This window comes from Chryseolinea soli (assembly GCF_003589925.1).
GTDB classification, from domain to species: domain Bacteria; phylum Bacteroidota; class Bacteroidia; order Cytophagales; family Cyclobacteriaceae; genus Chryseolinea; species Chryseolinea soli.
Window position 1 is genome coordinate 1834820 of record NZ_CP032382.1, and the last position, 22411, is coordinate 1857230.

Below are 22411 nucleotides of genomic sequence, written 5' to 3' on the forward strand. Positions count from 1 at the left end.
GCCGGCAAAATCCTTCATCATGATCCACATTCAGAAAGCCACGCTTCAGGACATCGATACCTTGATCGACTTCCAGCAAAAGCTCGCCTCCGAATCCGAAGGGGTGACGCTCAACGGCGACGTGCTGCGCAAGGGATTACAAGCGCTTTTCGCAGATCGCAACAAAGGTTTCTATTTCGTGGCAAAAGAAAATGCCGAGGTGATCGGCTGCCACATGATCACATTCGAGTGGAGCGACTGGCGCAATGGCATGGTGTGGTGGATCCAGTCGGTCTATGTAAAAGAAACTCACCGCAAGAAGGGCGTGTTCAAATTGATGTTCGACAACCTGCTCAACATCCTGAGCACCGACCCGGGCATTATCGGTCTCCGGTTGTACGTTGACAAATCTAACGCCCGGGCTATGAAGGTCTATGAAGCCATGGGTATGGATGGTTCACATTATACGGTCTATGAGCGTATGAAAAATTAGTACTGCGGCGACTGCGGCGACCGCTACTCCACCTCCACGACTACCTCTACTTCAATGACCATGCCGTTCGGCAAGGCGTTCACCCCCATGGCAGCACGGGCATGCTTTCCTTTTTGCTCGCCAAACACGGCCACCATCAGATCGGAAAATCCGTTCACCACCTTTGGCTGGTCTGCAAATTCCGGTGTGCAATTCACCCAGCCGTTCACCTTGACGATGCGTTTCACCTTGTTCAAATCGCCAAGTTCCGCCTTCAGGGTCGACAGCACGCCGATCGCCGTTTGGCGGGCCGCCGCATAGCCTTGTTCGATGGTGAGGTCCTTCCCCACCTTGCCCAGCATGTAGGTGCCATCCGCTTTAGCAGGCCCTTGCCCGGAAATAAAAAGCAGGTTGCCGGTTCGCACGGCCTTCACATAATTGGCGATCGGCTTGGTGGGCGTCAACAATTCGATATTCAATTCCTTAAACTTCTTATCAAAGTCGACACTTTGCGCGAGCGAGGCCGTATATAAGAAGGTGATAAAAAGAAGCGCAACAATATGTTTCATAGTCGATAATTTTTTTAAACTGGATAAATTCCGCGCCCGCTGAAGCTTTTAGCGAAAGGGGCCCATCACCAAACTTAACCCTATTCCAAACAACACCCATGGCCACACAAGAAAAATTCCGCTGCCCCTGGTCGTTAGGCTCCGACAAATACATCGAATACCACGACAAAGAATGGGGCGTCCCCGTTCACGACGACAACACGCATTTTGAATTCCTCATCCTCGAAGGCGCCCAGGCCGGGTTGAGCTGGTCTACCATCCTCAATAAACGTGAAGGCTATCGCAAAGCCTTTGCCAATTTCGACCCAAAAAAAGTGGCCCGTTTCACCGAAGCCAAATTGGAAAAGCTCTTGCTCGACCCCGGAATCGTGCGCAATCGCCTCAAAGTATACGCCGCCGTGAACAACGCCAAGCGTTTCCTGGAAGTGCAAAAGGAATTCGGAACCTTCGACAAATACATCTGGGGGTTTGTGGGCGGCAAGCCTATCGTGAACCAGCTGAAAACCCTGAAAGAAATTAAACCCACCACCCCGGAGTCGGACGCGTTGAGCAAAGACCTGATCAAAAGAGGATTCAAGTTCGTGGGCAGCACCGTGATCTACGCACACATGCAAGCCTGCGGGTTGGTGAACGACCACCTGGTGGACTGCTTCCGTTACCACGCCGTGCCTAAGCGCTGAGTTTAGTCGGTAGTCCTGAGTCCTTAGTCCTGAGTAAAAAAATACGAATGACTAAGGACTCAAGACTAACTACTCATTTCCTCGGCATCAGGCCTTCGCGGTTTGCGGCCCCAATGGCAAACGTGGCCAGCATGACGGCATTTTGCTTCAGGTCGGCTTCCACCGCGCGTTCGTACATGTCCATGCTAGAATGCCAGCTTCGCGCGAAATATTCGATGGGATCGGTGATGAACTGAAATCCCGGCAACCCCACGTTGTCGAAGGGGATGTGGTCCGTGCTGCCGGTGTTGCTCAGGCTTAGGGTGGACGTTCCGTCTTTTTCAAACGGCTTCAACCACTCGCGAAAAACAGGCCGCACATTTTCGTTGCCTTGCAAGTATACACCCCGCCACCGGCCGCCGCCATTATCGGTGTTGAAGTAGACAGAAAACTTCTCTCCCTCCATGGTCAGCTTTACGCTATCGGCCACACGCTCGCCGAGATGCTTCTTTACATAGGCCGTTGACCCGAGCAAGCCCTGTTCCTCGCCACCCCACAAGCCGATGCGAATGGTACGGGAGGGCTGCACGCCGGCGACCTTCAAAAGACGCATGGCCTCCATGCAAATGGCCACGCCCACGGCATTGTCGGTCGTGCCGGTTCCGCTGTGCCACGAGTCCAGGTGGGCACCAAACATCACCACTTCTTCTTTTTTATCCGTTCCCGGAATTTCGCCAATCACGTTGAAGCCGTCTTCGGCTTTCGTGAATTCCGTTTCCATGGCCAACTCGAGCTTCACCGTCAAACCCTGTTGAAGTTGTCGCACCAGTCGATTATAATGTTCGGCGGCCACCACAATTTGTGGAAGGATTTCGGGTGCATTGGCGGCTTGTGCGCCGATGCGCGCACCAGACGCCGTGGGATCGGTGGGGACGGTCGCCGCGCTGGCATAGAACGTTCCATAACTTCCGCGACTGCCTTCCAACACAGCCAACGCTCCTTCACTTTCACAGAGCCTCCATTTTTTGTAGGTCAACATTTCGGGCGCCCCGGCCGCAAAACGTCTCCGCGAACCACCGGAGCGACTCGATGCCGCGGCGTTGGCCATCTTCAACAACGTGGAGTCGGTGAGTCGCGTGGCATCGGGTTTGAAAGCGGGCTTGGGCATGATGGGGAAATCGAAGAGCACGATCTTTCCCTTCAACTTGCCTTTGTATTTTTCGAGGTCTTCTTCGCTCTTCACATCCAGGTAGATCGCTTCGGTCTTGTGTGTTCCTTTCACGCCGGGCGACCAGGCTTTGGGATAGCCAATCACCGAAAAATAAACCGGCGCCATAACCTGCAGGCTGAATTTTTTTATAAACCACCCCCGCCCAAAAGGACCAAACGAATCGAAGTGCACATTCCCGACACCCCAACTTTCCAAGGCGGACTTAGCATAGTTCGCGGCGTTCTTATAACCGGGCGAGTTGGTGAGCCGCGGACCGTTCACGTCGGTGAGCATGCTCAGGATCTCCATCACCTTGGAATTCTTCAATCCTTCTTTTCTGAACTTCGACACCAGCGCAGTGTCCACCGCATCGCGCGATTGCCCCTGTAGCACCGGGGCGAAAAGCATGAGCAGGGCAACGCATAGATAGCAACGGAATTTTTTCATAGACGGCATGACCATTTGAGGTGGTGAATTTAGACTTCATTGCGCTGCATCGAGCTACCGCTTATTTATTTTTCGGGAGATGCCGAGAAATTCTTTCGAATCGGAAAAGGACGCCGGTTATTTGAGACGTCAAAAAAAGGAGGAAAAAGACCGAGACCGGCGAACACATTCCTTCGCCAGATCGAATCGTTTGTCACTTCTGTTTTTTGCTGAGCGAAAGGATGACATCCTTCTTGGCCCGGTAAATATTCCAAACGCCGTCAACATTCACGGCGCCATCGGGCAACGGTGAAACAAGGGGTCGCGAATACAGCACGGAGTCATAGTCTTCCTGCCGGCCCTCCTTGTAAATTTTCTGGATGTTGTCTTGCGTCGAGCCCGTTTCCGCGCCGATCACATAGGCCTCGATGAGCTGACGCTCCACCTCCATGGCGTTGCCCGAACCAGGCACGATCCACCGCGCGTGGGCATGGTAGTGACGGGCAACGGAGTCGGTCTTTGCCGGATCGAAATGCACGGTTTCCAGCGCCTTGAAAATCTCCCGCCCCTGGTCCAGCGCACCGGTCATGATCTCAGCATCCGACAGCTTCACGATTTGGTGCTGCTCCATGTCCTCGTGCATTTTCCGGCGTTGTTCGTCGGTTAGTTTCCCGCCACAGGCCACCAGGACAAAAAGTCCCGCAAATACGATTTTTCTCATGGGCCAAAGGTCCTACGGGCGGCATGAAAATCCAAGCCACAGGCCCATATTTAGCGCCCACCCAGAGGCTACGTTTTCCCGGGAAACAACAATATTCCGTGGACCCTTTACGTCTTTCTTTTTGTTACCTTTGCGGGTTCAATATTGGGTATGATCGAAAAACTGGAAGAAATCAAGCTGCGTTTTGAGGAGCTGGGCCAACTGCTGGCACAGCCGGAGACCGTGAAGGACATCAAGAAATTCTCTCAGCTCAGCAAGGAATACCGGGACCTGGAAAAGATCGTCATCAAATACAATCAATTCAAGGACGCCCGCAATCATTTGCAGCAGGCCAAAGAGGTGCTTCAGAAGGAAAAAGACGAAGAGCTTCGCGAATTGGCTAAAATGGAGATCGACGAACTGGAGCCCAAAATCGAGCACCTGGACGGCGAGATCAAGGAATTGCTCATTCCCAAAGACCCCAACGACGACAAGAACGTGATGCTGGAAATTCGCGCCGGAACCGGTGGCGACGAAGCGGCTATTTTTGCCGGCGACCTCTGGCGCATGTACCAGCGTTTCTGCGAACGCCGCGGTCTGAAAATGTCCGTGCTCGATGTCACGGAAGGCACAGCCGGTGGCTACAAAGAAGTGATCTGCAGCGTGAGCGGCGAGTCCGTTTATGGCTTGCTGAAATTTGAATCGGGTGTTCACCGGGTGCAGCGCGTGCCGGCCACGGAACAGATGGGTCGCGTCCACACATCGGCCGCTTCTGTGGTGGTGATGCCGGAAGTGGAAGATGTGTCCATCGAGATCAACCCGGCAGACCTGGAATATCAAACCGCGCGCTCCAGCGGAGCGGGTGGTCAGAACGTGAACAAAGTGGAAACAAAAGTGCAACTCACGCACAAGCCCTCGGGCATCGTCATCACTTGCCAGATCGAACGCTCACAACATGGCAACCGCGAGCGCGCCCTGCAAATGTTGAAGACAAAATTGTACGAGATCGAATTGGAAAAACAGCAATCGGAAATCGGTGCCACCCGCAAGTCGATCGTGCGCACCGGCGACCGCTCTGAAAAAATACGTACCTATAATTATCCACAGAGCCGTGTCACCGACCACCGCATCGGTTACACGCAACACAATTTACCGGCCGTCATGAACGGCGACCTCGATGGCTTCGTTGAACAACTGCGCATCGCCGACAGCGCCGAGCGCATGATGGAAAGCGCTACGCAATGAGCATCGTAAAATATTTTATTAACTTGAATAGATTCCTTTTCAGTAATTTCGTTTCAAACTAAAAAAGCAATATGAGCAAAGGATTATTGATAACCCTCGTTGTAATCGGAGTGGTTGTTATTTCAGTCTTCGGATTTATTTCCTGGGGCAGCGGTGTTTATGACAATGCTGTGAAGCTACAGGAAGACGTAAATGCCCAATGGGGCGATGTGCAGGCAGCCTACCAACGCCGTGCCGACCTGGTGCCCAACCTGGTGGCCACCGTGAAAGGTGCAGCCGAAAATGAAAAAGGCATTTTGGTAGAGGTGACACAAGCCCGCGCCGGCATCGTGAACGCAAAAACTCCGGAAGACCTGGAGATTGCCGGTCGCAAAATCAACACCGCTATCAACCTGGCGTTCGAAGCCTATCCGCAGATCCGCTCCACGGAAAATTTCCAGGACCTGCAATCTCAATTGGAAGGCACCGAGAACCGCATCAACGTGGCGCGTCAACGCTTTAATGAATCCATCAAAGGATACAACACCTTCATCCGCGGCTTCTGGAAAAAAATGGCCCTGGGTTGGTTTGGTGGCGACGAAGACTTTAGTATCCGCAAAGGATTTGAAGCCTCGCAAAGCGCACAGGATGCACCACAAGTAAAATTCTGATCACACGATCTTACCTCTCCGCTTGCACGAAGAGGGGCCCCGCCAGAATTGGTGGGGCTTTTTTTATTTTATTTATTCTGTACCGGCTCACCTTTTAAATAAGAAATAAACAGTAGCGCTGAGAAATTTGGTAGATTCGTAGACCTACATAACACTACGCCTATGCTACGACCGCTTCTTCTTTTTGTATGGCTGCTCGCGTGTGGCCTCACCGCCCAGGCCCAATACGAAGCCAACTGGAATTCCATCGACAGTCGCCCCGTGCCCACCTGGTTTCAGGATGCCAAGTTCGGCATCTTCATTCACTGGGGGGTGTTCTCAGTGCCCGCATGGGGACCCACCAAATCGGCCGTCTACGAACAATATGCGGAATGGTATTGGTGGCGCCTGCTCGATCCCAACGCAGCGACGCACAAAGAGTTCAATGATTTTCACAACCGCACCTATGGCAAAGATTTCAAGTACCAGGATTTTGTCAAAGGTTTTACGTGCGAGATGTTCGAGCCTGCCGATTGGGCCACCATCCTCGAGCAGTCCGGTGCACGCTACGTCGTGCTCACCTCCAAACACCACGAAGGCTTCACGCTTTGGCCCAGCGCCCAATCCTGGAATTGGAACGCGGTTGACGTAGGGCCGCACCGCGACCTGGCCGGCGACCTCTCGAAAGCCGTGAAAGCAAAAGGTCTGCACATGGGCTTCTACTATTCCCTCTACGAGTGGTTCAATCCCCTCTACAAAACAGACGTAAACAAATACGTTGACGACCACATGATCCCCCAAATGAAAGACCTCGTGACCCGCTACCAACCCGATGTAGTGTGGACCGATGGCGAGTGGGATCACCCCAGCGAAACCTGGAAAAGCACATCCTTCCTGGCGTGGCTCTACAACGAATCGCCTGTCAAAGAAACGGTGGTGGTGAACGATCGCTGGGGAAAAGAAACGCGGAGCAAACACGGCGGCATTTACACGACCGAATACGACCTGGTGCATGATCAAACTTCTGTTGGAAAAAAGATCGAGCACCCCTGGGAAGAGTGCCGCGGCATTGGCGGATCGTTTGGCTACAACCGGAACGAACAACTCGCGGACTATTCGACGTCTGAGAAACTCGTACACATCCTGGTCGACAAGGTTGCGCGCGGAGGCAATCTGCTCCTGAACATCGGCCCCACTGCTGACGGACGTATTCCCGTGATCATGCAACAACGCCTGGCCGACATGGGTGGTTGGCTTCGTGTGAATGGTGAAGCTATTTATGGCACGCGTTCGTGGGATAAGGCTCCTGCGGTGACGGCCGATACCAAAGTGTATTACACCCGGAAAGGAAACGATCTCTATGTGATCTGTACAAAATTTCCCGAGCAAACCCTCACCGTGAAAGGCGTTAGCAAAAGCGCGAAGGTTTCTTTGCTGGGATATTCCGGTAAGGTAGCGCAAGCCGCCAGCGGAAGCGATCTCAAGATCACGCCTCCTTCGCTGAACCCGGCCACCAACCCCTGTCAGTATGCCTGGGTATTTAAAGTAGCGAACGCCCTATAAAAAAATTAAACCACAAAGGCGCTAAGACGCAAAGTCAAACGCAAAGCCCTTCTCTGCATTTAACTTTGCGTTCTTTGCGCCTCACTTTGCTCGCCGAAGCTTTAGCGAAGGTGAGGCGGTTCTATATGATTTTGGACAAATTCGCAAAACTCGTCGTCACACTCTCCATCGACGGCGCCATATCTTGTTCGTAAAAGAAATGCTTCATTCCCGAGAGCTTAGCATTCTCAAACACGGGCTTGAACTGCACCACACCATTCCCGATCTCAGTGATCGTATTCAAATCGCTACCGATATCCTTCACATGCCATAACGGGAACCGACCCGGATATTGCTTGAACAAATCCACCGGATTCTGCTTCGCCTTCGTGGCCCACGCCAAGTCAAGCTCCATCTTCACCAGCTCTTTGTCGGTTTGCGACATGATCAAATCGTAAGGCCTCTTTCCCTCCACGAGATCGAACTCCGTAGCGTGATTGTGATAAGCAAACTGGATCTTCGCCTTCTTACAAGCCTCCCCGGTCTTACTAAAAATATCGATCGAACCTTTGATCTCATCCAACGTACCCACCGGCGCACTGGCGCATACGAGATAAGGCAATCCTCCTTCCGCCGCTTCGTCTACCAGTTGCTGATAGTTGTCGCGAAGATTTGGCAGCGACGCAATGAACGCATACTCCGGCGGCAATGCGCGACCGTCAGGCATCTTGAATGGGGCGCCCATCACGTGGTGGCTGCGCCATTTCATACCCGCGTCTTCGATCATGGTCTTTAGTTCCTTCGGCTTCAGGCCGTAGTAATATCCCTTGGGACTGAACGCCGTTTCAATGTCCTTGAACCCGATGTCGGCAAGCTTCTTGAAGGTTCCCTTCACATCATCGCCCATCAGCCTCAGCAACGTGAACATCTGGATGCCGATGGGTTTGGCAGCCGCTCCCTTCAAGAAAGAAAACGCTTCGGCACTTCCCGGAAGCATAAGGCTGCCCAATGCCAACGCACCCGAGCCCTTCAAAAAATCTCTGCGATTGATCATGTCTCTGTCTGTTTAATGAATTTTTTGATTTTACTTATTTCGAATACGACAACCCAAAACCGAATTTGTAAAGCGGATCTTTCGAGTCGTACGGCACATCTTCTTTTTGATTGCGCACGGCCTCCATCGACGAGGGCAATTCAAACGGCAGCTTGCCTTCGGGTTTTGCTTTTCCAAAGATCACATCCAACAGCGCCGCATCGCTGGCACCATAGTTGGCTACGAGCGCTTTTGCTTTGGCACTGATCTCGGGGATCACGGCCGGCCGGTCAAGGTAGATGTCCACGATGGTGGGCACAGTGTTGAGCAACTTGAGGATGTCGTCCTTCTCTTTACCTTTGAAATCCAGGTCGCCGTGGTGGAACATTTTCGCCAGAAAATTTTCGGTTTCAATAGGTACCCACGGTGTTTTCAAGCGAATGATGGCCAGCTCGGCCGCCTCCGGTGTGTCGACCACTTCACCGTATTGCGCAGCCACCGTCTTGTCGATATTTTGAACAAAGATCTTTTTCTTGCCCGAGAGGGGCAGGGTTTTCGCGTCGTTCTTTAGCAACGTGATGGCACGGCGCTGTGCTGCTTCGCCGGCTTTCTTAAATTCGTCCTTGCCCACGATCTGTGTAGCTTTGTCGACATCCACATACGGGTTGTCGAACAAACCCAATTCAAACTTCTGACGGAGCAGCCGTCTCACGGATTCATCCACACGCTTCTCACTTAATTGACCTTCTTTCACCAAGGCAACAACATAGTCCGGCACACTCTCACCACCAAATTGATCCACGCCGGCGTTTATCACCTTCAACACGCGTTCCTTCTCGCTCAACTTCTCCACACCCCACGCGCGGGCGGGCCACACCACGTTGCCCATTTTGGCATCGGTGATCAGACCCCAGTCGGTGCAAACCACACCGTCGTATTTGTATTTCTCGCGCAGCAACTTGGTGATGATATCCTTGTTGAAACTGAACGCCACGTTCTCGCTGGTCTGATCCGTCGGCACGCCATAATAAGGCATGATGGCCGCTGTCTTTGCCGCGAAGGCTGCTTCAAACGGAATGAGGTGATAATTGAAATTATTACCTGGGTAAACTTGTCCTTTTTGGAATTCGAAATGAGGGTCAAGTCCTTCTTTCTGCGGACCTCCTCCCGAAAAATGTTTCGTCATACAAGCCACGCCATTCTTGTCGAGGGTGGCTCCCTGGAAACCGAGCACATAGGCCTTGATCATTTTGGCCGACAGGTTGGCGTCTTCGCCAAAGGTTCCGCTCACGCGAGGCCAACGCGGCTCCGTGGCCAGGTCGGCCATGGGGTGCAAAGCTTCACGGATGCCCACCGCCAAATATTCCTGGCGGGCAATGTCAGCAAACTTGCGGGTGAGCGCTTCATCGCCAATGGCCGCAAAGCCAAGCTGCTCCGGCCACTGCGAAAACGTCTCCGCCGACATCGCAAAAATGTTGTTGCTAAAATAATGACGCGGGTCCGATGCCAACGTGATGGGAATTCCCAACCGGCTTTCCTCCGCCATTTTCTGAATGTTGTTATACCACGTGGCCAACGCCTTCGTGCCTGGCGCTGCCCAGATGTTGAGGTGGTTCATTTTCTTATCGCGGATCAGCGCAGGCGCGGTGGGTGCAAAGGCAAACATGCCCGTGCCCGGCCGTTCTTCGAGACTGCCATCGTCGTTGAGGCGCACGCCGTTGATGAACATCATGCCGGCCTTCTCCTCCAGGGTCATCTGCGACAAAAGATCATTGACCCGTGCCGCCACCGGCTTCGATGCGTCTTCATACACGTCCATCTTACCGTTTTTATTGAGGTCGCGGTAGGCCGGGCGGGTGGCAAAGGACAGGCCCAGGACGGCTGCCAGCGGGATGGCCAGCAGGGCATATCGGAAAGAAATCTTCATTTTTATTGTGTTTGTGGTACACAATGATACAAATTTTCAATGTGTCTGAAGTACGCATTGAAAAATTTTTTATGCACCCCGCGGTTTCTCTATATTAGCGGAATGGGAAAAAAACCAGCGCAGAAGCTTAGTCGGCGCGAATTCTTTGAGAAAGGGCATCTGTATTACCTCACACACCTTTCCATCGACAATGTGATCTTCGGCTTTCACGACAACCAGCTCAAGGTTTTGTTGCTGGAGTGGAAGGATACGCGCCGCTGGTGCCTGCCCGGCGGATTCATTCTCAAGGGCGAGCACATCGAGGAAGCAGCGATCCGGGTGCTTCACCAGCGGACCGGGCTCAACAACATTTACTTGCAGCAGTTCTACGCCTTTGGCGATCCCAACCGCGAACGATCCAAGCATGGCATCGAGCCTCCCCTGGAGGTCAAGAACAAATCATGGCTCACCGAACGCTTCGTCTCGATCGGTTATTGGGCCCTGGTGGAATTTTCCAAAGTGGTTCCCAAGCCCGACGAGTTTTCGGAAACCTGTCAGTGGTGGGACATCGATAAAGTGCCAACGCTCATCCTGGATCATAACAACATCCTGGAGAAAGCCCTGGATTCTTTGCGCCGGAATCTCAACGACTACCCCGTGGGAAGGGACTTGTTGCCTCCAAAATTCACCATGCCGGAGCTGCAGCGGATGTATGAAACCATCCTTGACAAACAACTCGACCGTCGTAATTTCCAAAAGAAAATGCTCGCCCTCGATATCCTGGAACGCCTCAACGAACGCAAACAAGGCGGCGCCCACAAAGCGCCGTTCCTCTATCGCTTTGATCAACGCAAATATGAGAAGGCGATGAAGCAGGGATTGAGAATTGGTCTTCAATAAAAAAACCCTGACCGGTTCGATCAGGGTTTCTTCTTTATTTTTTTGACTTCGTTTTTTAACGATCTACGAGCGTCTTACAAAGTTCTCTTCACTTCGCGTTGTTCGTAGCTTTCGATCACGTCGCCCACTTGCATGTCGTTGAATCCGTCGATGCCGATACCGCAGTCGAAGCCTGTCTTCACTTCGCTTGCATCGTCTTTGTGACGTTTCAATGAACCCAGCTTGCCGGCATACACCACGATACCATCGCGGATGAGGCGGATCGGGTTGCTGCGTTTGATAGAGCCATCGGTCACCATACAGCCGGCGATCGTTCCGATCTTGGAGATCTTGAACACTTCGCGCACTTCGGCATTGCCCACGATCACTTCCTCGGTTTCCGGTGCCAACATACCCTCCATAGCGGCCTTCACATCGTTGATGGCGTCATAGATGATGGAGTACAGACGGATTTCGATCTCTTCGTTGTCTGCTACACGGCGCGCTGCTGCGGAAGGCCGCACCTGGAAGCCCAGGATAATGGCATCCGATGCCGATGCCAACAATACATCCGATTCTGAGATCTGGCCCACACCTTTGTGGATGATGGACACTTGTATTTCTTGCGTCGAAAGTTTCAACAGGGAATCGGTAAGGGCTTCCACCGATCCGTCCACGTCACCTTTCACGATCACATTCAACTGTTTGAAGTTACCGATCGCCAAACGACGGCCGATCTCATCCAGTGTAATGTGTTTCTTCGTGCGGATGCTTTGCTCACGCATGATCTGTCCGCGTTTCGTGGCCACTTCGCGTGCCTCACGATCCGTTTCCATGACCATCACTTTTTCACCGGCTTGAGGCGCTCCGTCAAGACCCAGGACCACCACGGGTGTGGAAGGTCCAGCTTCAGCTACTTTCTTTCCGGTGTCGTCGAACATGGCTTTCACGCGTCCGTAGTTTGCGCCGGCCAGCAAGATGTCGCCTACCCGCAAGGTTCCGGTTTGCACCATAATCGTGGCCACGTAGCCACGGCCTTTATCCAACGATGCTTCAATGACCGAACCGGTGGCCCGGCGATTGGGATTTGCTTTCAGGTTCAACAATTCCGCTTCGAGCAATACCTTTTCCAGCAGGGAGTCGATACCCTTTCCGGTTTTCGCAGAGATCTCGGAGCTTTGATATTTACCACCCCACTCTTCCACAAGAATATTGATCTTGGAAAGACCTTCGCGAATGCGTTCGGGGTTGGCCGAGGGCTTGTCAATTTTGTTGATGGCAATTACGATGGGCACCCCAGCCACTTGTGCATGGTTGATGGCTTCTTTCGTTTGCGGCATCACATCGTCGTCGGCAGCCACCACGATGATGGCAATGTCCGTCAGCTTGGCACCGCGTGCACGCATGGCGGTAAACGCTTCGTGACCGGGTGTATCGAGGAAGGCGATTTTGTGACCGCTCTTGGTCATTACGTCGTATGCACCTACGTGCTGCGTGATACCGCCGGCCTCGGATGCTGTTACTTTGGTATTGCGGATATAATCCAGCAATGAAGTCTTACCGTGGTCAACGTGACCCATGATCGTCACGATGGGTGCGCGCGGTTGCAAGGCGTCTTCGTCCTCAATTTCCTCTTGCATATCCAACTCTTCTTCAGCAGAGGTGAATTGCACGGCATAGCCAAACTCGTCGGCAATGACGGTGATCGCCTCTGCATCGAGGCGTTGGTTGATGGATACGAACATACCCAAGCTAAGGCAAGTAGAAATGACATCGTTCACTGAAACGTTCATCATCGAAGCCAAGTCGTTGGCGGAGATGAATTCCGTTACTTTCAGTGTCTTCGATGCTTCCTGATCTTGCAGCATTTGCTGCTCTTGCGCATCGGAGTTCGCTTGACGTTTTTCTCTTCTGTATTTGGCGCCGCCTTTCTTGTTGCCACCGCCGCTCAACTTGGCCAGCGTGGCGCGGATCTGATCTTGAATTTCTTTTTCGGTAGGCTCGGCCTTTTGAACGCGCGGAGCTTGAGGGCCCCTGCCACGCTGCGGCGGTTGCTGCGGGCGTGGTCCACGCGGCGGGCCTCCACCAGGCTGTTGCTGCTGCGGGGGTGCATTGCCACCGGGTTGATCGGTAGGGATGCGCTTGCGGGGGCGTTTGCCCTTGTTGTCTTTCTGTGTATCGGAAGACGCTACGGGAGCATCTTTCTTCTTTTCGGGAAGCTGGATCTTGTCCACAACTTTCAAGCCCTGCAACCGGTCTGCGCGACCTTTGATCAACTCCTGTTCGGGTTGTTTTTCTGCCACAGGTTCTTCCTTCACGGGCGGCACCACCACGACGGGGGGTTCCACCGGCTTTTTGGGTTCAACTACGGCGACGGGCTCTTCGATTTTCTGAACTTCTTTCGGAGCTTCTTTTTCTACCTTCTTTTCCGGTTCAACAACTTTGGCGACGACGGGCTTTTCTTCCTCTACTGCGGCTTTCTTCTCCAGTTCGATTTTGCCCACCACTTTGATGCCTTCCAGCTTCGGCTTTTCGCGCTCCACTTTTTCGGCCTTGGGTTCCTCTTTGGCCTTGAGGTCTTTGGAACCCAGGTTCTTGATCATGATGCTGCTTTCTTCATCATCGACCCGCTTTTTAGCCGTTTCTTTTTCCGTTTCCAGCACAACGTTGTCGGCGTGTTTCACGCCGATGGAAAGCCCGGAGGCTTCCAGTTTTTCGGTGGCGGAAGAAGCAAACTCTTTCGACAAAAGAGTTACTTGCTCAGGAGTGAGCTTGGCATTGGGGTTGTTTTCTACCTCAAAGCCCTTCTTCGCCAGAAAATCCAAGATGGTGCCATGGCCCACATTGAGCTTCCTTGCTGCCTGACTCAACCTGATCAATTTTTCTTCTGCCATACTCAAATATGCCTGTTTTTTAAACACTTTAAAACCTATATCGCCGATGCCGCGAAATTTAACGTTGTATTCATGCTTGCATCACAGCCTTACCAACTTCTCTATCCAAACTTGCGGCGAACAGATAGGTTCGCCCTTACTCAAATTCCTTCTTCAATATGCCCAGCACGCCATCGACGGTTTCTTCTTCGAGGTCGGTGCGGCGCACCAATTCTTCTTTCGACAATGCCAATACACTCTTGGCGGTATCCAAACCGATGCGGTTCAATTCGTCGATCACCCAGCTTTCGATCTCGTCGGAGAATTCGCTCAGATCCACATCCTCTTCCGATTGTCCTTCGGCCAATTCGCGGAATACATCGATTTCATAACCCACTAAACGGCTGGCCAACTTGATATTCAAACCACCTTTACCGATGGCGAGCGATACCTGATCGGGTTTCAGGTAAACAGAAACGCGCCCGTTGTCTTTGTCTATCTTAATGGAAACAATTTTCGCAGGACTTAGTGCCCGCTGAATGTAAAGTTCCAGGTTTTCCGTGTAGTTGATCACGTCGATGTTCTCGTTCTGCAATTCGCGAACAATGGCGTGGATCCGCGATCCTTTCATACCCACGCAAGCACCCACCGGGTCGATGCGGTCGTCATAGGATTCTACGGCCACCTTGGCGCGCTCGCCGGGCTCGCGCACCACTTTCTTGATGGTGATCAAACCATCGTATACTTCCGGCACCTCTTGCTCGAACAGCCGCTCCAGGAAAACGGGCGACGTGCGCGACAGGATGATCTTCGGATTGCCGTTCACCATCTCTACCTTGTGCACAATGGCACGAACGTTTTCGCCTTTGCGATAACGGTCTTTCTGAATTTGCTCGTTGCGCGGAATAGCTACTTCGTTGCCTTCGGCATCGGTCAGCAGCACTTCGCGGCTCAACACCTGGTACACTTCGCCGGCGATGATCTCGCCCACCAGGTCTTTATATTTTTGGAAAAGGATGTCCTTCTCCAGGTCTTTCACTTTTTGAATGAGCGTCTGACGCGCCGTGGTCACCGCGCGACGGCCGAAGTCGTCGATGAAGATCTGTTCCGAAACTTCTTCGCCCACTTCAAAGTCGGGCTCGATCTTGTGGGCCTCCGTCAGGCTGATCTTGTCAAAATCCCAAATGTCCTCGGAGTCATCATCCACGATCTCGCGGAAGCGATAGATTTCCAAATCGCCTTTGTCGGCATTCACGATGATGTCGAATTTCTCATCGGAGCCAAATCTCTTTTTAATCATGTTGCGAAACACATCTTCCAGGATCCGGATCATCGTGGGCCGGTCGATGTTTTTCTGCTTTGCGAATTCAGCAAACGACTGAATTAATTCATGTGCATCCATGGTTATGTCTATTTGAAACTAACTAACACAAATGATTTTTCGATCTCTGAAAAAGGAATATCCAGCAACACTGTCTCTTTCTGCTTGCCGGTTCCCGTTTCCTGGATCACCGCGATCTTGTCGTCGGCCACCTCGGTGAGTTTCCCCTCCACGATCTTGTCGCGGAGCTTCAATTTCAATTTCCGACCGATGTGCTTTTTATACTGGCGATGGAGCTGCAGGGGCTGGTCTACGCCGGGGGTGGAGACTTCCAGCATATAGGCTTCGTCCATGAGGTTGGACTCTTCCAATGCCTTTCCAATTTCCCGGCTCAGGTTGGCGCAGTCGTCGATGTTCACACCTTCGTCGCCATCCAAGGTGATCAACACCTTTTTAGGCCCCTTCCGTGCCGAAACCACCACGTCCACCACAAAATGGTGGGGGTTGAGCAGTTTCGAGACCGCGATTTTCCTGATTTCCTCCGCAATTTCCATCTGAAAATATTCTATAAACAAAGAGGGGACTGTTTGTCCCCCCTTGATAATTTATCAGAAACTTGCGCAAAAGTAAATCTTTTTTGGGTTTTTACCAAAACCCGGAGGAATTCTACTGATCCTAATACCGAATTACAGGGTTTCTAGTTCCCGGACCAGGTTTTCCCGGGCCGGTCCCTCATAACGCGTTTGGAAAGCCTGGGTTTTAAAGATTGCCGGCAAGTCCAAAAAATGTTGCAAAACCTTGCGCCGGCCGGGCTTGTAGAGCAAATCCGGATAGATGGCATACTCCTTTCTGATCTGCTGATAATATTCCCGGTATGCCTCCCAGGGAGCTCCCAAAACCGACAGATCGGCATCAGTGAAAAGGTTCGTGTCGTTGTCCTCGCTTATGTGATGGGACTTTGTGGCCAGGATGTGGGCCGCGACGCGATCAATGGCTGACAAGGAATATGACAGGGAAGTCAATCGCTTCCGGGCCAATTCAGCGCTCTTCTCCTCGTTATCTTTTTTCGTGGCATTGTAGACGACATCGTGATAGACAATCGCGAACACAACGGCATCAAAATCCTCGATCTGTTCTTTGACCATCACCAACTCGGCTGTCATTTTCTCCAAATGCGCCAACGTGTGATAGCGGCGTGACCGGTGGCTATACTGTTTCCCGATCTCTGCCCAGAACGACTGGACCAGGGAAGCATCGGACGTTACCTTCGAGGCGGTAGCGATAAAAAGCTCGCCGATCATCATGGGATCAGAAATAGTCGGGCAAATTTTTCAGGTAGCTGCCATAGCCACTCTTCTCCAACGGCTTGGCTAGCTGCAGGAGCTGGTCCTTCGTGATAAAATTCATTCGGAAAGCAATCTCTTCGATACACCCTACTTTCAGTCCCTGGCGTTGCTCGATCACCTGCACGAAATTGCCGGCTTGCATCAGCGAATCGAATGTGCCCGTATCAAGCCAGGCGGTGCCGCGGCTCATGGGCGCCACTTTCAATTTTCCCCTGCGCAGATACTCGTTGTTCACATCCGTGATCTCCAACTCACCACGAGGACTTGGCTTCAGGGCTTTGGCAATGGCCACCACATCGTTGTCGTAGAAATACAATCCGGGGACAGCGTAGTTGGACTTGGGCTGTTTGGGTTTTTCCTCTATGGAAATCACCTTTCTGTTCGCATCGAACTCGACCACACCATACCGTTCCGGGTCAAGGACGTGATAGGCAAATACGACACCACCATCGGGGTCGCTGTTGGATTGAAGAATGCCCTGCATGCCGGAGCCATAGAAAATGTTATCGCCCAGGATCAACGCCACCTTATCCTTGCCCACGAATTTTTCGCCGATGATAAACGCTTGCGCGAGACCGTCGGGCGAGGGTTGTACTTCATATTGAAAATTACATCCCAACCGTTTGCCGTCGCCGAGCAATTTTTCAAACATGGGCAAGTCATGCGGTGTAGAGATAAAAAGGATCTCCCGGATGCCGGCCATCATCAATACAGACAGCGGATAATAGATCATGGGTTTATCATACACGGGCATGAGCTGCTTGCTCACCGCCATCGTCAGCGGATACAAGCGCGTGCCCGATCCACCGGCAAGAATGATACCTTTCATAGAGTAGGGTTTTATACAGGCCTTAGGCCTGGTACATTTTAGTATAATATTTCAGATAGTCGCCCGACGTCACGTTTTTCAACCATCCCTCGTTGGCGAGATACCAATCCACCGTTTTTTCCAGTCCTTCCTCAAACGTCACTTGCGGCCGCCAGCCAGTTTCGGCAGTCAGTTTGGAAGCGTCGATGGCATAGCGCAGGTCGTGGCCCAGGCGGTCTTTCACGTAGGTGATCAGCTTGGCCGATGTGCCTTCCTCGCGACCCAATTTTTTATCCATCGTGTGACAGAGGAAGTTCACCAGGTCGATGTTCCGCCATTCGTTGTTCCCACCGATGTTGTACACTTCACCGGTTTTGCCAAAGTGGAAGATGCTGTCGATCGCCCGGGCATGATCCTCCACAAACAACCAGTCGCGAATGTTTTCGCCTTTGCCATAAACGGGCAGCGGTTTGTTGTTGAGAATATTGTTGATCATCAACGGGATCAGCTTTTCCGGGAAATGGAAAGGACCGTAGTTGTTCGAGCAACGGCTGATGCGCGTGGGCAATTTGAAGCTGTTGTGAAAAGCACTCACAAAGTGATCGGAGCTGGCCTTGGATGCCGAATAGGGCGAGCGCGGATCGATGGGCGTGGTCTCGGTAAAGAAACCACCGTGGTCCGCAGAGCCATACACCTCGTCGGTGGAAATATGATAGAAAACTTTTCCCTCATAGCCATTCGTCCACGACGCTTGCGCGGCGCGGAGAAGGTTGAGCGTTCCTAAAATATTGGTCTCGGCAAATTCCGTGGGGTTATGCAGCGAACGGTCCACATGCGATTCTGCCGCCAGGTGGATCACGCCGTCGATGTCGTACTTTTTGAAAACTTCGAACAGAAATTCCACGTCGAGGATGTCGCCTTTCTCAAAGTGATAGTTCGGCTTCTTCTCAATGTCGCGCAGGTTTTCCAGGTTGCCCGCGTAGGTGAGCTTATCCAGGTTGACGACGGTATAGTCGGGATACTTGTTGACAAACAGCCGGACCACGTGCGATCCGATAAAGCCCGCTCCACCTGTAATTAAGATTTTTCGTTTTGTCATAGCAGTTTTGAACGTTAGCGCACGTACTTCTGAAAGTCCTTATGATCGCGTTGGAAGAGCACTTCCTGAGGCAGGCTCTTGAAATATTCATAGGTGATCTTCAAGCCGTCGGCACGCGACACTTTCGGTGACCAACCCAGCAATTCCTTGGCCTTCGTAATGTTGGGCTGACGCTGTTTCGGATCGTCCTGGGGCAAGGGTTTGTACACCACTTTTTGCTTGGTGCCAGTAAGCTTCACGATCTCCTCGGCAAAATCGCCAATGGTGATCTCATCGGGGTTGCCGATGTTCACCGGGAAATGATAGTCGGACATGAGCAGGCGGAAGATGCCATCCACTTCGTCATCCACATAGCAGAACGAACGGGTTTGCGATCCGTCGCCAAACACGGTCAGGTCTTCACCGCGAAGGGCCTGCCCGATAAAGGCGGGGAGCACGCGGCCGTCGTTCAGGCGCATGCGCGGGCCATAGGTATTGAAGATTCTGACAATGCGGGTTTCGAGGTTGTGATAGGTGTGGTAGGCCATGGTGATGGCTTCCTGGAAACGCTTGGCTTCGTCGTACACACCGCGTGGACCAATAGGGTTCACGTTGCCGTAGTACTCTTCCGTCTGCGGATGTACCAGCGGGTCGCCATAGACTTCGGAGGTAGAGGCTACTAATATCCTGGCTTTTTTCGAACGGGCCAGACCCAACAGGTTGTGGGTTCCCAGCGAACTTACCTTCAACGTCTGGATCGGAATTTTCAGATAATCGATCGGACTGGCCGGAGAGGCGAAGTGCAAAATGTAGTGCAACTCTCCGGGAATGTGCACGAAGGTCGACACATCGTGATGATAGAATTCGAAATCGGGACTTTTAAAAAGGTGCTCGATGTTGCGCAGGTCGCCTGTGATCAGGTTGTCCATCGCGATCACATGAAAGCCTTCTTTCAGGAAGCGGTCGCAAAGATGCGATCCCAAAAAACCGGCGCCACCCGTGATCAGCACGCGTTGCTTCTTAGCCATGGATAACCTCCCTTCCAATGCTGTAGTAGACGTATCCTTGTTCCTTCATAAAATTCAAATCGTATAAGTTTCTGCCGTCAAAGATCACCTTATTTTTCAGGATCGACGACAGCTTGTCGAAATCCGGTGTACGGAATTCGGGCCACTCGGTTGCAATGAAGATGGCATCGGCATCCTGTGCGGCTTCATAGGGCGTGTGGCTGTATTGCACTTTGTCGCCAACCACTTTCTTCACGTTGTCCATGCTTTCCGGATCGTGCACTTTCAAGATGGCGCCTTCCTTCAGCAACTCGTCGATGTTGTACAACGACGGCGCTTCGCGGATGTCGTCCGTGTGAGGCTTAAAGGAAAGTCCCCAGATGGCGATGGTCTTGCCTTTGAGGTTGCCATTGAAATATTTCTTGATGTGGGGAATGAGGCGTGTCTTTTGCGTTTCGTTCACGTCCATCACCGCGGTCAGGATCTTGAATTCATAATTCGCGTCTTCCGACGATTTGGCCAGCGCCTGCACGTCTTTCGGGAAACAGCTTCCGCCATAGCCGATGCCAGGAAACAAGAACCGTTTGCCAATGCGGCTATCGGTACCCACGCCTTTGCGCACCGAGTCCACGTCGGCCCCCAGAAGTTCGCAGAGGTTGGCGATCTCGTTCATGAACGTGATCTTGGTGGCGAGAAAAGAATTGGCGGCATATTTTGTCAGCTCGGCAGAGCGCTCATCCATGAAAATGATCGGGTTTCCCTGACGCACAAAGGGTGCATACAGCGCTTCCATCACTTTGCGGGCTTTGGGCGAATTGGTGCCCACCACCACGCGATCGGGTTTCATAAAATCGTCTACCGCCACACCTTCGCGTAAGAACTCAGGATTGGAAACCACATCGAATTCAACCTTCGCACCGAGGGCTATTTTCTTCTGCACTTTTTCGGCGGTGCCCACGGGAACGGTGCTCTTGTCTACGATCACCGCATAGTCTTTCAACAGCGGGCCAAGATCTTCGGCTACTTTCAGAACATATTTGAGATCCGCTGCGCCGTCGGCCCCGGGAGGAGTGGGGAGGGCGAGAAAAATAATTTTTGCGTCCTTAATGCCTTCTTCCAGGCTGGTGGTGAAAAAAAGACGACCTTGTTTGATGTTGCGGTCGAACAACTGCTCCAGACCGGGTTCATAAATGGTGATGCGGCCACTTTTCAATTTATCGACTTTCGCCTGATCGATGTCCACGCAAGTGACCGTATTACCCGTTTCTGCAAAACATGTTCCGGTTACCAGACCTACGTAACCTGTGCCAACTACAGCAATTTTCATGATTAGAGGGGATTAAAGGATTTTTGGAATGCGAAATTATGAATTTTAGTGACACAAGTTGCCTGAACACGGCCTTTGGGCCATTTCTTAGCCACTTTTCTTAAGCAATCGATTTAACCTAACATTCGTTTGTTAGTTGATATTTTAATCGTACTTTTATGCCCTCAAATTTTACCCTCTAACTATGCAAGCATTAATGGACAACCCGATGACCGTGAACTTCCAGGAAACCGAAAACCAAAAGATGATCCGTGATATGGTTCGCGACTTTGGGGCCAAGGAAATAAAGCCACACATGATGGATTGGGACGAGCGCCAGGAATTTCCCATAGATCTTTTCAAAAAAATGGGAGGCCTGGGACTGATGGGCGTGCTGGTGCCGGAAGAATATCAAGGTGCCGGCTTTGGCTACCTGGAATATATCACCGCCATCGCCGAAATAGCCCGCATCGACGGATCCATTGGGCTTTCCATGGCGGCGCATAATTCGCTTTGCACAAATCACATCCTGCTCTTTGGCAACGCTTCTCAAAAACAGGCCTATCTCCCCAAGCTCGCCACCGCAGAATGGATCGGCGCCTGGGGTCTCACCGAACCCAACACCGGTTCGGATGCCGGCAACATGCGCACCGTAGCGGTAAAGGATGGCGACTACTGGGTGCTCAACGGAGCAAAAAATTTCATCACCCATGGCCGGTCGGGCAATGTGGCCGTAGTGATCGTGCGCACAGGTGCTGTGGGCGACTCGCGCGGCATGACGGCCTTCGTCATCGAAAAAGGCACTCCTGGATTCACCTCGGGAAAAAAGGAAAACAAACTGGGCATGCGCGCCTCCGAAACCGCCGAACTGATCTTTACTGACTGCCGGATTCACAAAGATCAGATGCTGGGAAAAGAAGGAGAGGGCTTTATCCAATCCATGAAAGTGCTCGATGGCGGCCGCATCTCCATTGCCGCCCTCAGCCTGGGCATTGCCATGGGAGCCTACGACGCCGCCCGAAACTATTCCAAGGAACGTCACCAGTTCAACCAGCCCATTTCGCAATTCCAGGGCATCGCCTTCAAGCTGGCCGATATGGCGACCAAGATCGAGGCTGCCAAATTGCTGACCTTCCGCGCCGGCGACATGAAAAACAGGGGGTTGGACGTCAATAAAGAATCGGCCATGGCCAAGCTTTATGCTTCGGAAGTGGCCGTGGAGGTGGCCAATGAGGGGGTGCAGATCTTTGGAGGCTACGGTTATACCAAAGACTTCCCGGCCGAGAAATATTACCGCGATGCCAAGCTGTGTACCATTGGCGAGGGCACCTCGGAAATACAAAAACTGGTCATTTCCCGCTCAATCTTGAAGTAGCGTTTGCAAAAAGGCCAGCTGTATCCTATATTTGCAGCCCTAAATAAG

The 22411-nt window shown here is 52.2% G+C and carries 20 protein-coding genes; 7 read left to right on the forward strand and 13 right to left on the reverse strand.

All coding sequences use genetic code 11. The annotated features are described in order from the left end of the window. The first annotated feature begins 19 nt into the window (after nucleotides 1-19). Entirely contained in the window at nucleotides 20-472 is a 453-nt protein-coding gene (locus tag D4L85_RS07905; RefSeq protein WP_119753819.1) for a GNAT family N-acetyltransferase, read from the forward strand. 23 nt (nucleotides 473-495) lie between these two features. Here D4L85_RS07905 and D4L85_RS07910 read toward each other — a convergent pair whose 3' ends face one another. Next, a complete protein-coding gene (locus D4L85_RS07910) occupies nucleotides 496-1020 on the reverse strand; it encodes a RidA family protein (protein WP_119753820.1) in 525 nt (174 codons plus the stop codon). Between the two features lie 98 nt (nucleotides 1021-1118). Here D4L85_RS07910 and D4L85_RS07915 point away from each other — a divergent pair, with 98 nt between their 5' ends. Continuing rightward, nucleotides 1119-1700 (forward strand): DNA-3-methyladenine glycosylase I, encoded by a 582-nt coding sequence (locus D4L85_RS07915; RefSeq protein WP_119753821.1) that lies wholly within the window; start codon nucleotides 1119-1121, stop codon nucleotides 1698-1700. A 73-nt stretch (nucleotides 1701-1773) separates the two neighbouring features. On the opposite strand, the gene D4L85_RS07920 is transcribed toward D4L85_RS07915, so the two are convergent. Next, entirely contained in the window at nucleotides 1774-3336 is a 1563-nt protein-coding gene (locus D4L85_RS07920; protein ID WP_160143601.1) for a M20/M25/M40 family metallo-hydrolase, read from the reverse strand. 193 nt (nucleotides 3337-3529) lie between these two features. After that, the gene (locus D4L85_RS07925) at nucleotides 3530-4036 is read right to left on the reverse strand and encodes a hypothetical protein (RefSeq protein ID WP_119753823.1); all 507 of its coding nucleotides are present in this window, start codon (nucleotides 4034-4036) and stop codon (nucleotides 3530-3532) included. Nucleotides 4037-4186: 150 nt separating this feature from the next. On the opposite strand from D4L85_RS07925, the gene prfA reads away from it, so the two are divergent. The 3 genes from prfA to D4L85_RS07940 all read left to right on the forward strand — a co-directional run bounded on the left by prfA (nucleotide 4187) and on the right by D4L85_RS07940 (nucleotide 7452). Next, nucleotides 4187-5260: a peptide chain release factor 1 gene (gene prfA, locus D4L85_RS07930; RefSeq protein ID WP_119753824.1), complete on the forward strand. Its 1074-nt coding sequence runs from the start codon at nucleotides 4187-4189 to the stop codon at nucleotides 5258-5260. A gap of 71 nt (nucleotides 5261-5331) precedes the next feature. Further along, complete coding sequence (locus D4L85_RS07935) at nucleotides 5332-5910, forward strand: LemA family protein (RefSeq protein WP_119753825.1); 579 nt, start codon at nucleotides 5332-5334, stop codon at nucleotides 5908-5910. A gap of 162 nt (nucleotides 5911-6072) precedes the next feature. Beyond that, nucleotides 6073-7452, forward strand: coding sequence for an alpha-L-fucosidase (locus D4L85_RS07940; protein WP_119753826.1), 1380 nt, complete (start codon nucleotides 6073-6075; stop codon nucleotides 7450-7452). A gap of 121 nt (nucleotides 7453-7573) precedes the next feature. Here D4L85_RS07940 and D4L85_RS07945 read toward each other — a convergent pair whose 3' ends face one another. Next, nucleotides 7574-8485 (reverse strand): sugar phosphate isomerase/epimerase family protein, encoded by a 912-nt coding sequence (locus D4L85_RS07945; RefSeq protein ID WP_119753827.1) that lies wholly within the window; start codon nucleotides 8483-8485, stop codon nucleotides 7574-7576. A gap of 34 nt (nucleotides 8486-8519) precedes the next feature. Beyond that, complete coding sequence (locus D4L85_RS07950) at nucleotides 8520-10391, reverse strand: glycoside hydrolase family 3 protein (protein ID WP_119753828.1); 1872 nt, start codon at nucleotides 10389-10391, stop codon at nucleotides 8520-8522. Nucleotides 10392-10493: 102 nt separating this feature from the next. Between D4L85_RS07950 and D4L85_RS07955 the strand changes: the two genes are divergently transcribed. Then, the gene (locus tag D4L85_RS07955) at nucleotides 10494-11270 is read left to right on the forward strand and encodes an NUDIX hydrolase (protein ID WP_119753829.1); all 777 of its coding nucleotides are present in this window, start codon (nucleotides 10494-10496) and stop codon (nucleotides 11268-11270) included. 74 nt (nucleotides 11271-11344) lie between these two features. Here D4L85_RS07955 and infB read toward each other — a convergent pair whose 3' ends face one another. The 8 genes from infB to D4L85_RS07995 all read right to left on the reverse strand — a co-directional run bounded on the left by infB (nucleotide 11345) and on the right by D4L85_RS07995 (nucleotide 21009). Continuing rightward, nucleotides 11345-14143: a translation initiation factor IF-2 gene (gene infB / locus D4L85_RS07960; RefSeq protein ID WP_119753830.1), complete on the reverse strand. Its 2799-nt coding sequence runs from the start codon at nucleotides 14141-14143 to the stop codon at nucleotides 11345-11347. Nucleotides 14144-14279: 136 nt separating this feature from the next. Continuing rightward, nucleotides 14280-15524, reverse strand: a complete 1245-nt coding sequence (gene nusA / locus D4L85_RS07965; protein ID WP_119753831.1) for a transcription termination factor NusA — start codon at nucleotides 15522-15524, stop codon at nucleotides 14280-14282. Nucleotides 15525-15532: 8 nt separating this feature from the next. Then, the gene (locus D4L85_RS07970) at nucleotides 15533-15997 is read right to left on the reverse strand and encodes a ribosome maturation factor RimP (RefSeq protein WP_119753832.1); all 465 of its coding nucleotides are present in this window, start codon (nucleotides 15995-15997) and stop codon (nucleotides 15533-15535) included. Nucleotides 15998-16129: 132 nt separating this feature from the next. Continuing rightward, a complete protein-coding gene (locus tag D4L85_RS07975) occupies nucleotides 16130-16747 on the reverse strand; it encodes an HD domain-containing protein (RefSeq protein ID WP_119753833.1) in 618 nt (205 codons plus the stop codon). A gap of 4 nt (nucleotides 16748-16751) precedes the next feature. After that, nucleotides 16752-17618, reverse strand: coding sequence for a glucose-1-phosphate thymidylyltransferase RfbA (gene rfbA / locus D4L85_RS07980; RefSeq protein WP_119753834.1), 867 nt, complete (start codon nucleotides 17616-17618; stop codon nucleotides 16752-16754). Between the two features lie 22 nt (nucleotides 17619-17640). Then, entirely contained in the window at nucleotides 17641-18696 is a 1056-nt protein-coding gene (rfbB, locus tag D4L85_RS07985; RefSeq protein WP_119753835.1) for a dTDP-glucose 4,6-dehydratase, read from the reverse strand. 14 nt (nucleotides 18697-18710) lie between these two features. Further along, nucleotides 18711-19703, reverse strand: a complete 993-nt coding sequence (locus D4L85_RS07990; RefSeq protein WP_119753836.1) for a UDP-glucuronic acid decarboxylase family protein — start codon at nucleotides 19701-19703, stop codon at nucleotides 18711-18713. Beyond that, the gene (locus tag D4L85_RS07995) at nucleotides 19696-21009 is read right to left on the reverse strand and encodes a UDP-glucose dehydrogenase family protein (protein ID WP_119753837.1); all 1314 of its coding nucleotides are present in this window, start codon (nucleotides 21007-21009) and stop codon (nucleotides 19696-19698) included. Before D4L85_RS07995 ends, D4L85_RS07990 begins: the two co-directional genes overlap by 8 nt. A 184-nt stretch (nucleotides 21010-21193) precedes the next feature. Here D4L85_RS07995 and D4L85_RS08000 point away from each other — a divergent pair, with 184 nt between their 5' ends. Next, a complete protein-coding gene (locus D4L85_RS08000; RefSeq protein WP_119753838.1) occupies nucleotides 21194-22363 on the forward strand; it encodes an acyl-CoA dehydrogenase family protein in 1170 nt (389 codons plus the stop codon). Nucleotides 22364-22411: the final 48 nt, after the last annotated feature.

Coding starts and splice junctions, on each gene's coding strand:
- D4L85_RS07905 (WP_119753819.1), top strand. CDS start 20: ATGATCCACATTCAGAAAGCCACGCTTCAGGACATCGATACCTTGATC.
- D4L85_RS07910 (WP_119753820.1), bottom strand. CDS start 1,020: ATGAAACATATTGTTGCGCTTCTTTTTATCACCTTCTTATATACGGCC.
- D4L85_RS07915 (WP_119753821.1), top strand. CDS start 1,119: ATGGCCACACAAGAAAAATTCCGCTGCCCCTGGTCGTTAGGCTCCGAC.
- D4L85_RS07920 (WP_160143601.1), bottom strand. CDS start 3,336: ATGAAAAAATTCCGTTGCTATCTATGCGTTGCCCTGCTCATGCTTTTC.
- D4L85_RS07925 (WP_119753823.1), bottom strand. CDS start 4,036: ATGAGAAAAATCGTATTTGCGGGACTTTTTGTCCTGGTGGCCTGTGGC.
- prfA (WP_119753824.1), top strand. CDS start 4,187: ATGATCGAAAAACTGGAAGAAATCAAGCTGCGTTTTGAGGAGCTGGGC.
- D4L85_RS07935 (WP_119753825.1), top strand. CDS start 5,332: ATGAGCAAAGGATTATTGATAACCCTCGTTGTAATCGGAGTGGTTGTT.
- D4L85_RS07940 (WP_119753826.1), top strand. CDS start 6,073: ATGCTACGACCGCTTCTTCTTTTTGTATGGCTGCTCGCGTGTGGCCTC.
- D4L85_RS07945 (WP_119753827.1), bottom strand. CDS start 8,485: ATGATCAATCGCAGAGATTTTTTGAAGGGCTCGGGTGCGTTGGCATTG.
- D4L85_RS07950 (WP_119753828.1), bottom strand. CDS start 10,391: ATGAAGATTTCTTTCCGATATGCCCTGCTGGCCATCCCGCTGGCAGCC.
- D4L85_RS07955 (WP_119753829.1), top strand. CDS start 10,494: ATGGGAAAAAAACCAGCGCAGAAGCTTAGTCGGCGCGAATTCTTTGAG.
- infB (WP_119753830.1), bottom strand. CDS start 14,143: ATGGCAGAAGAAAAATTGATCAGGTTGAGTCAGGCAGCAAGGAAGCTC.
- nusA (WP_119753831.1), bottom strand. CDS start 15,524: ATGGATGCACATGAATTAATTCAGTCGTTTGCTGAATTCGCAAAGCAG.
- D4L85_RS07970 (WP_119753832.1), bottom strand. CDS start 15,997: ATGGAAATTGCGGAGGAAATCAGGAAAATCGCGGTCTCGAAACTGCTC.
- D4L85_RS07975 (WP_119753833.1), bottom strand. CDS start 16,747: ATGATGATCGGCGAGCTTTTTATCGCTACCGCCTCGAAGGTAACGTCC.
- rfbA (WP_119753834.1), bottom strand. CDS start 17,618: ATGAAAGGTATCATTCTTGCCGGTGGATCGGGCACGCGCTTGTATCCG.
- rfbB (WP_119753835.1), bottom strand. CDS start 18,696: ATGACAAAACGAAAAATCTTAATTACAGGTGGAGCGGGCTTTATCGGA.
- D4L85_RS07990 (WP_119753836.1), bottom strand. CDS start 19,703: ATGGCTAAGAAGCAACGCGTGCTGATCACGGGTGGCGCCGGTTTTTTG.
- D4L85_RS07995 (WP_119753837.1), bottom strand. CDS start 21,009: ATGAAAATTGCTGTAGTTGGCACAGGTTACGTAGGTCTGGTAACCGGA.
- D4L85_RS08000 (WP_119753838.1), top strand. CDS start 21,194: ATGCAAGCATTAATGGACAACCCGATGACCGTGAACTTCCAGGAAACC.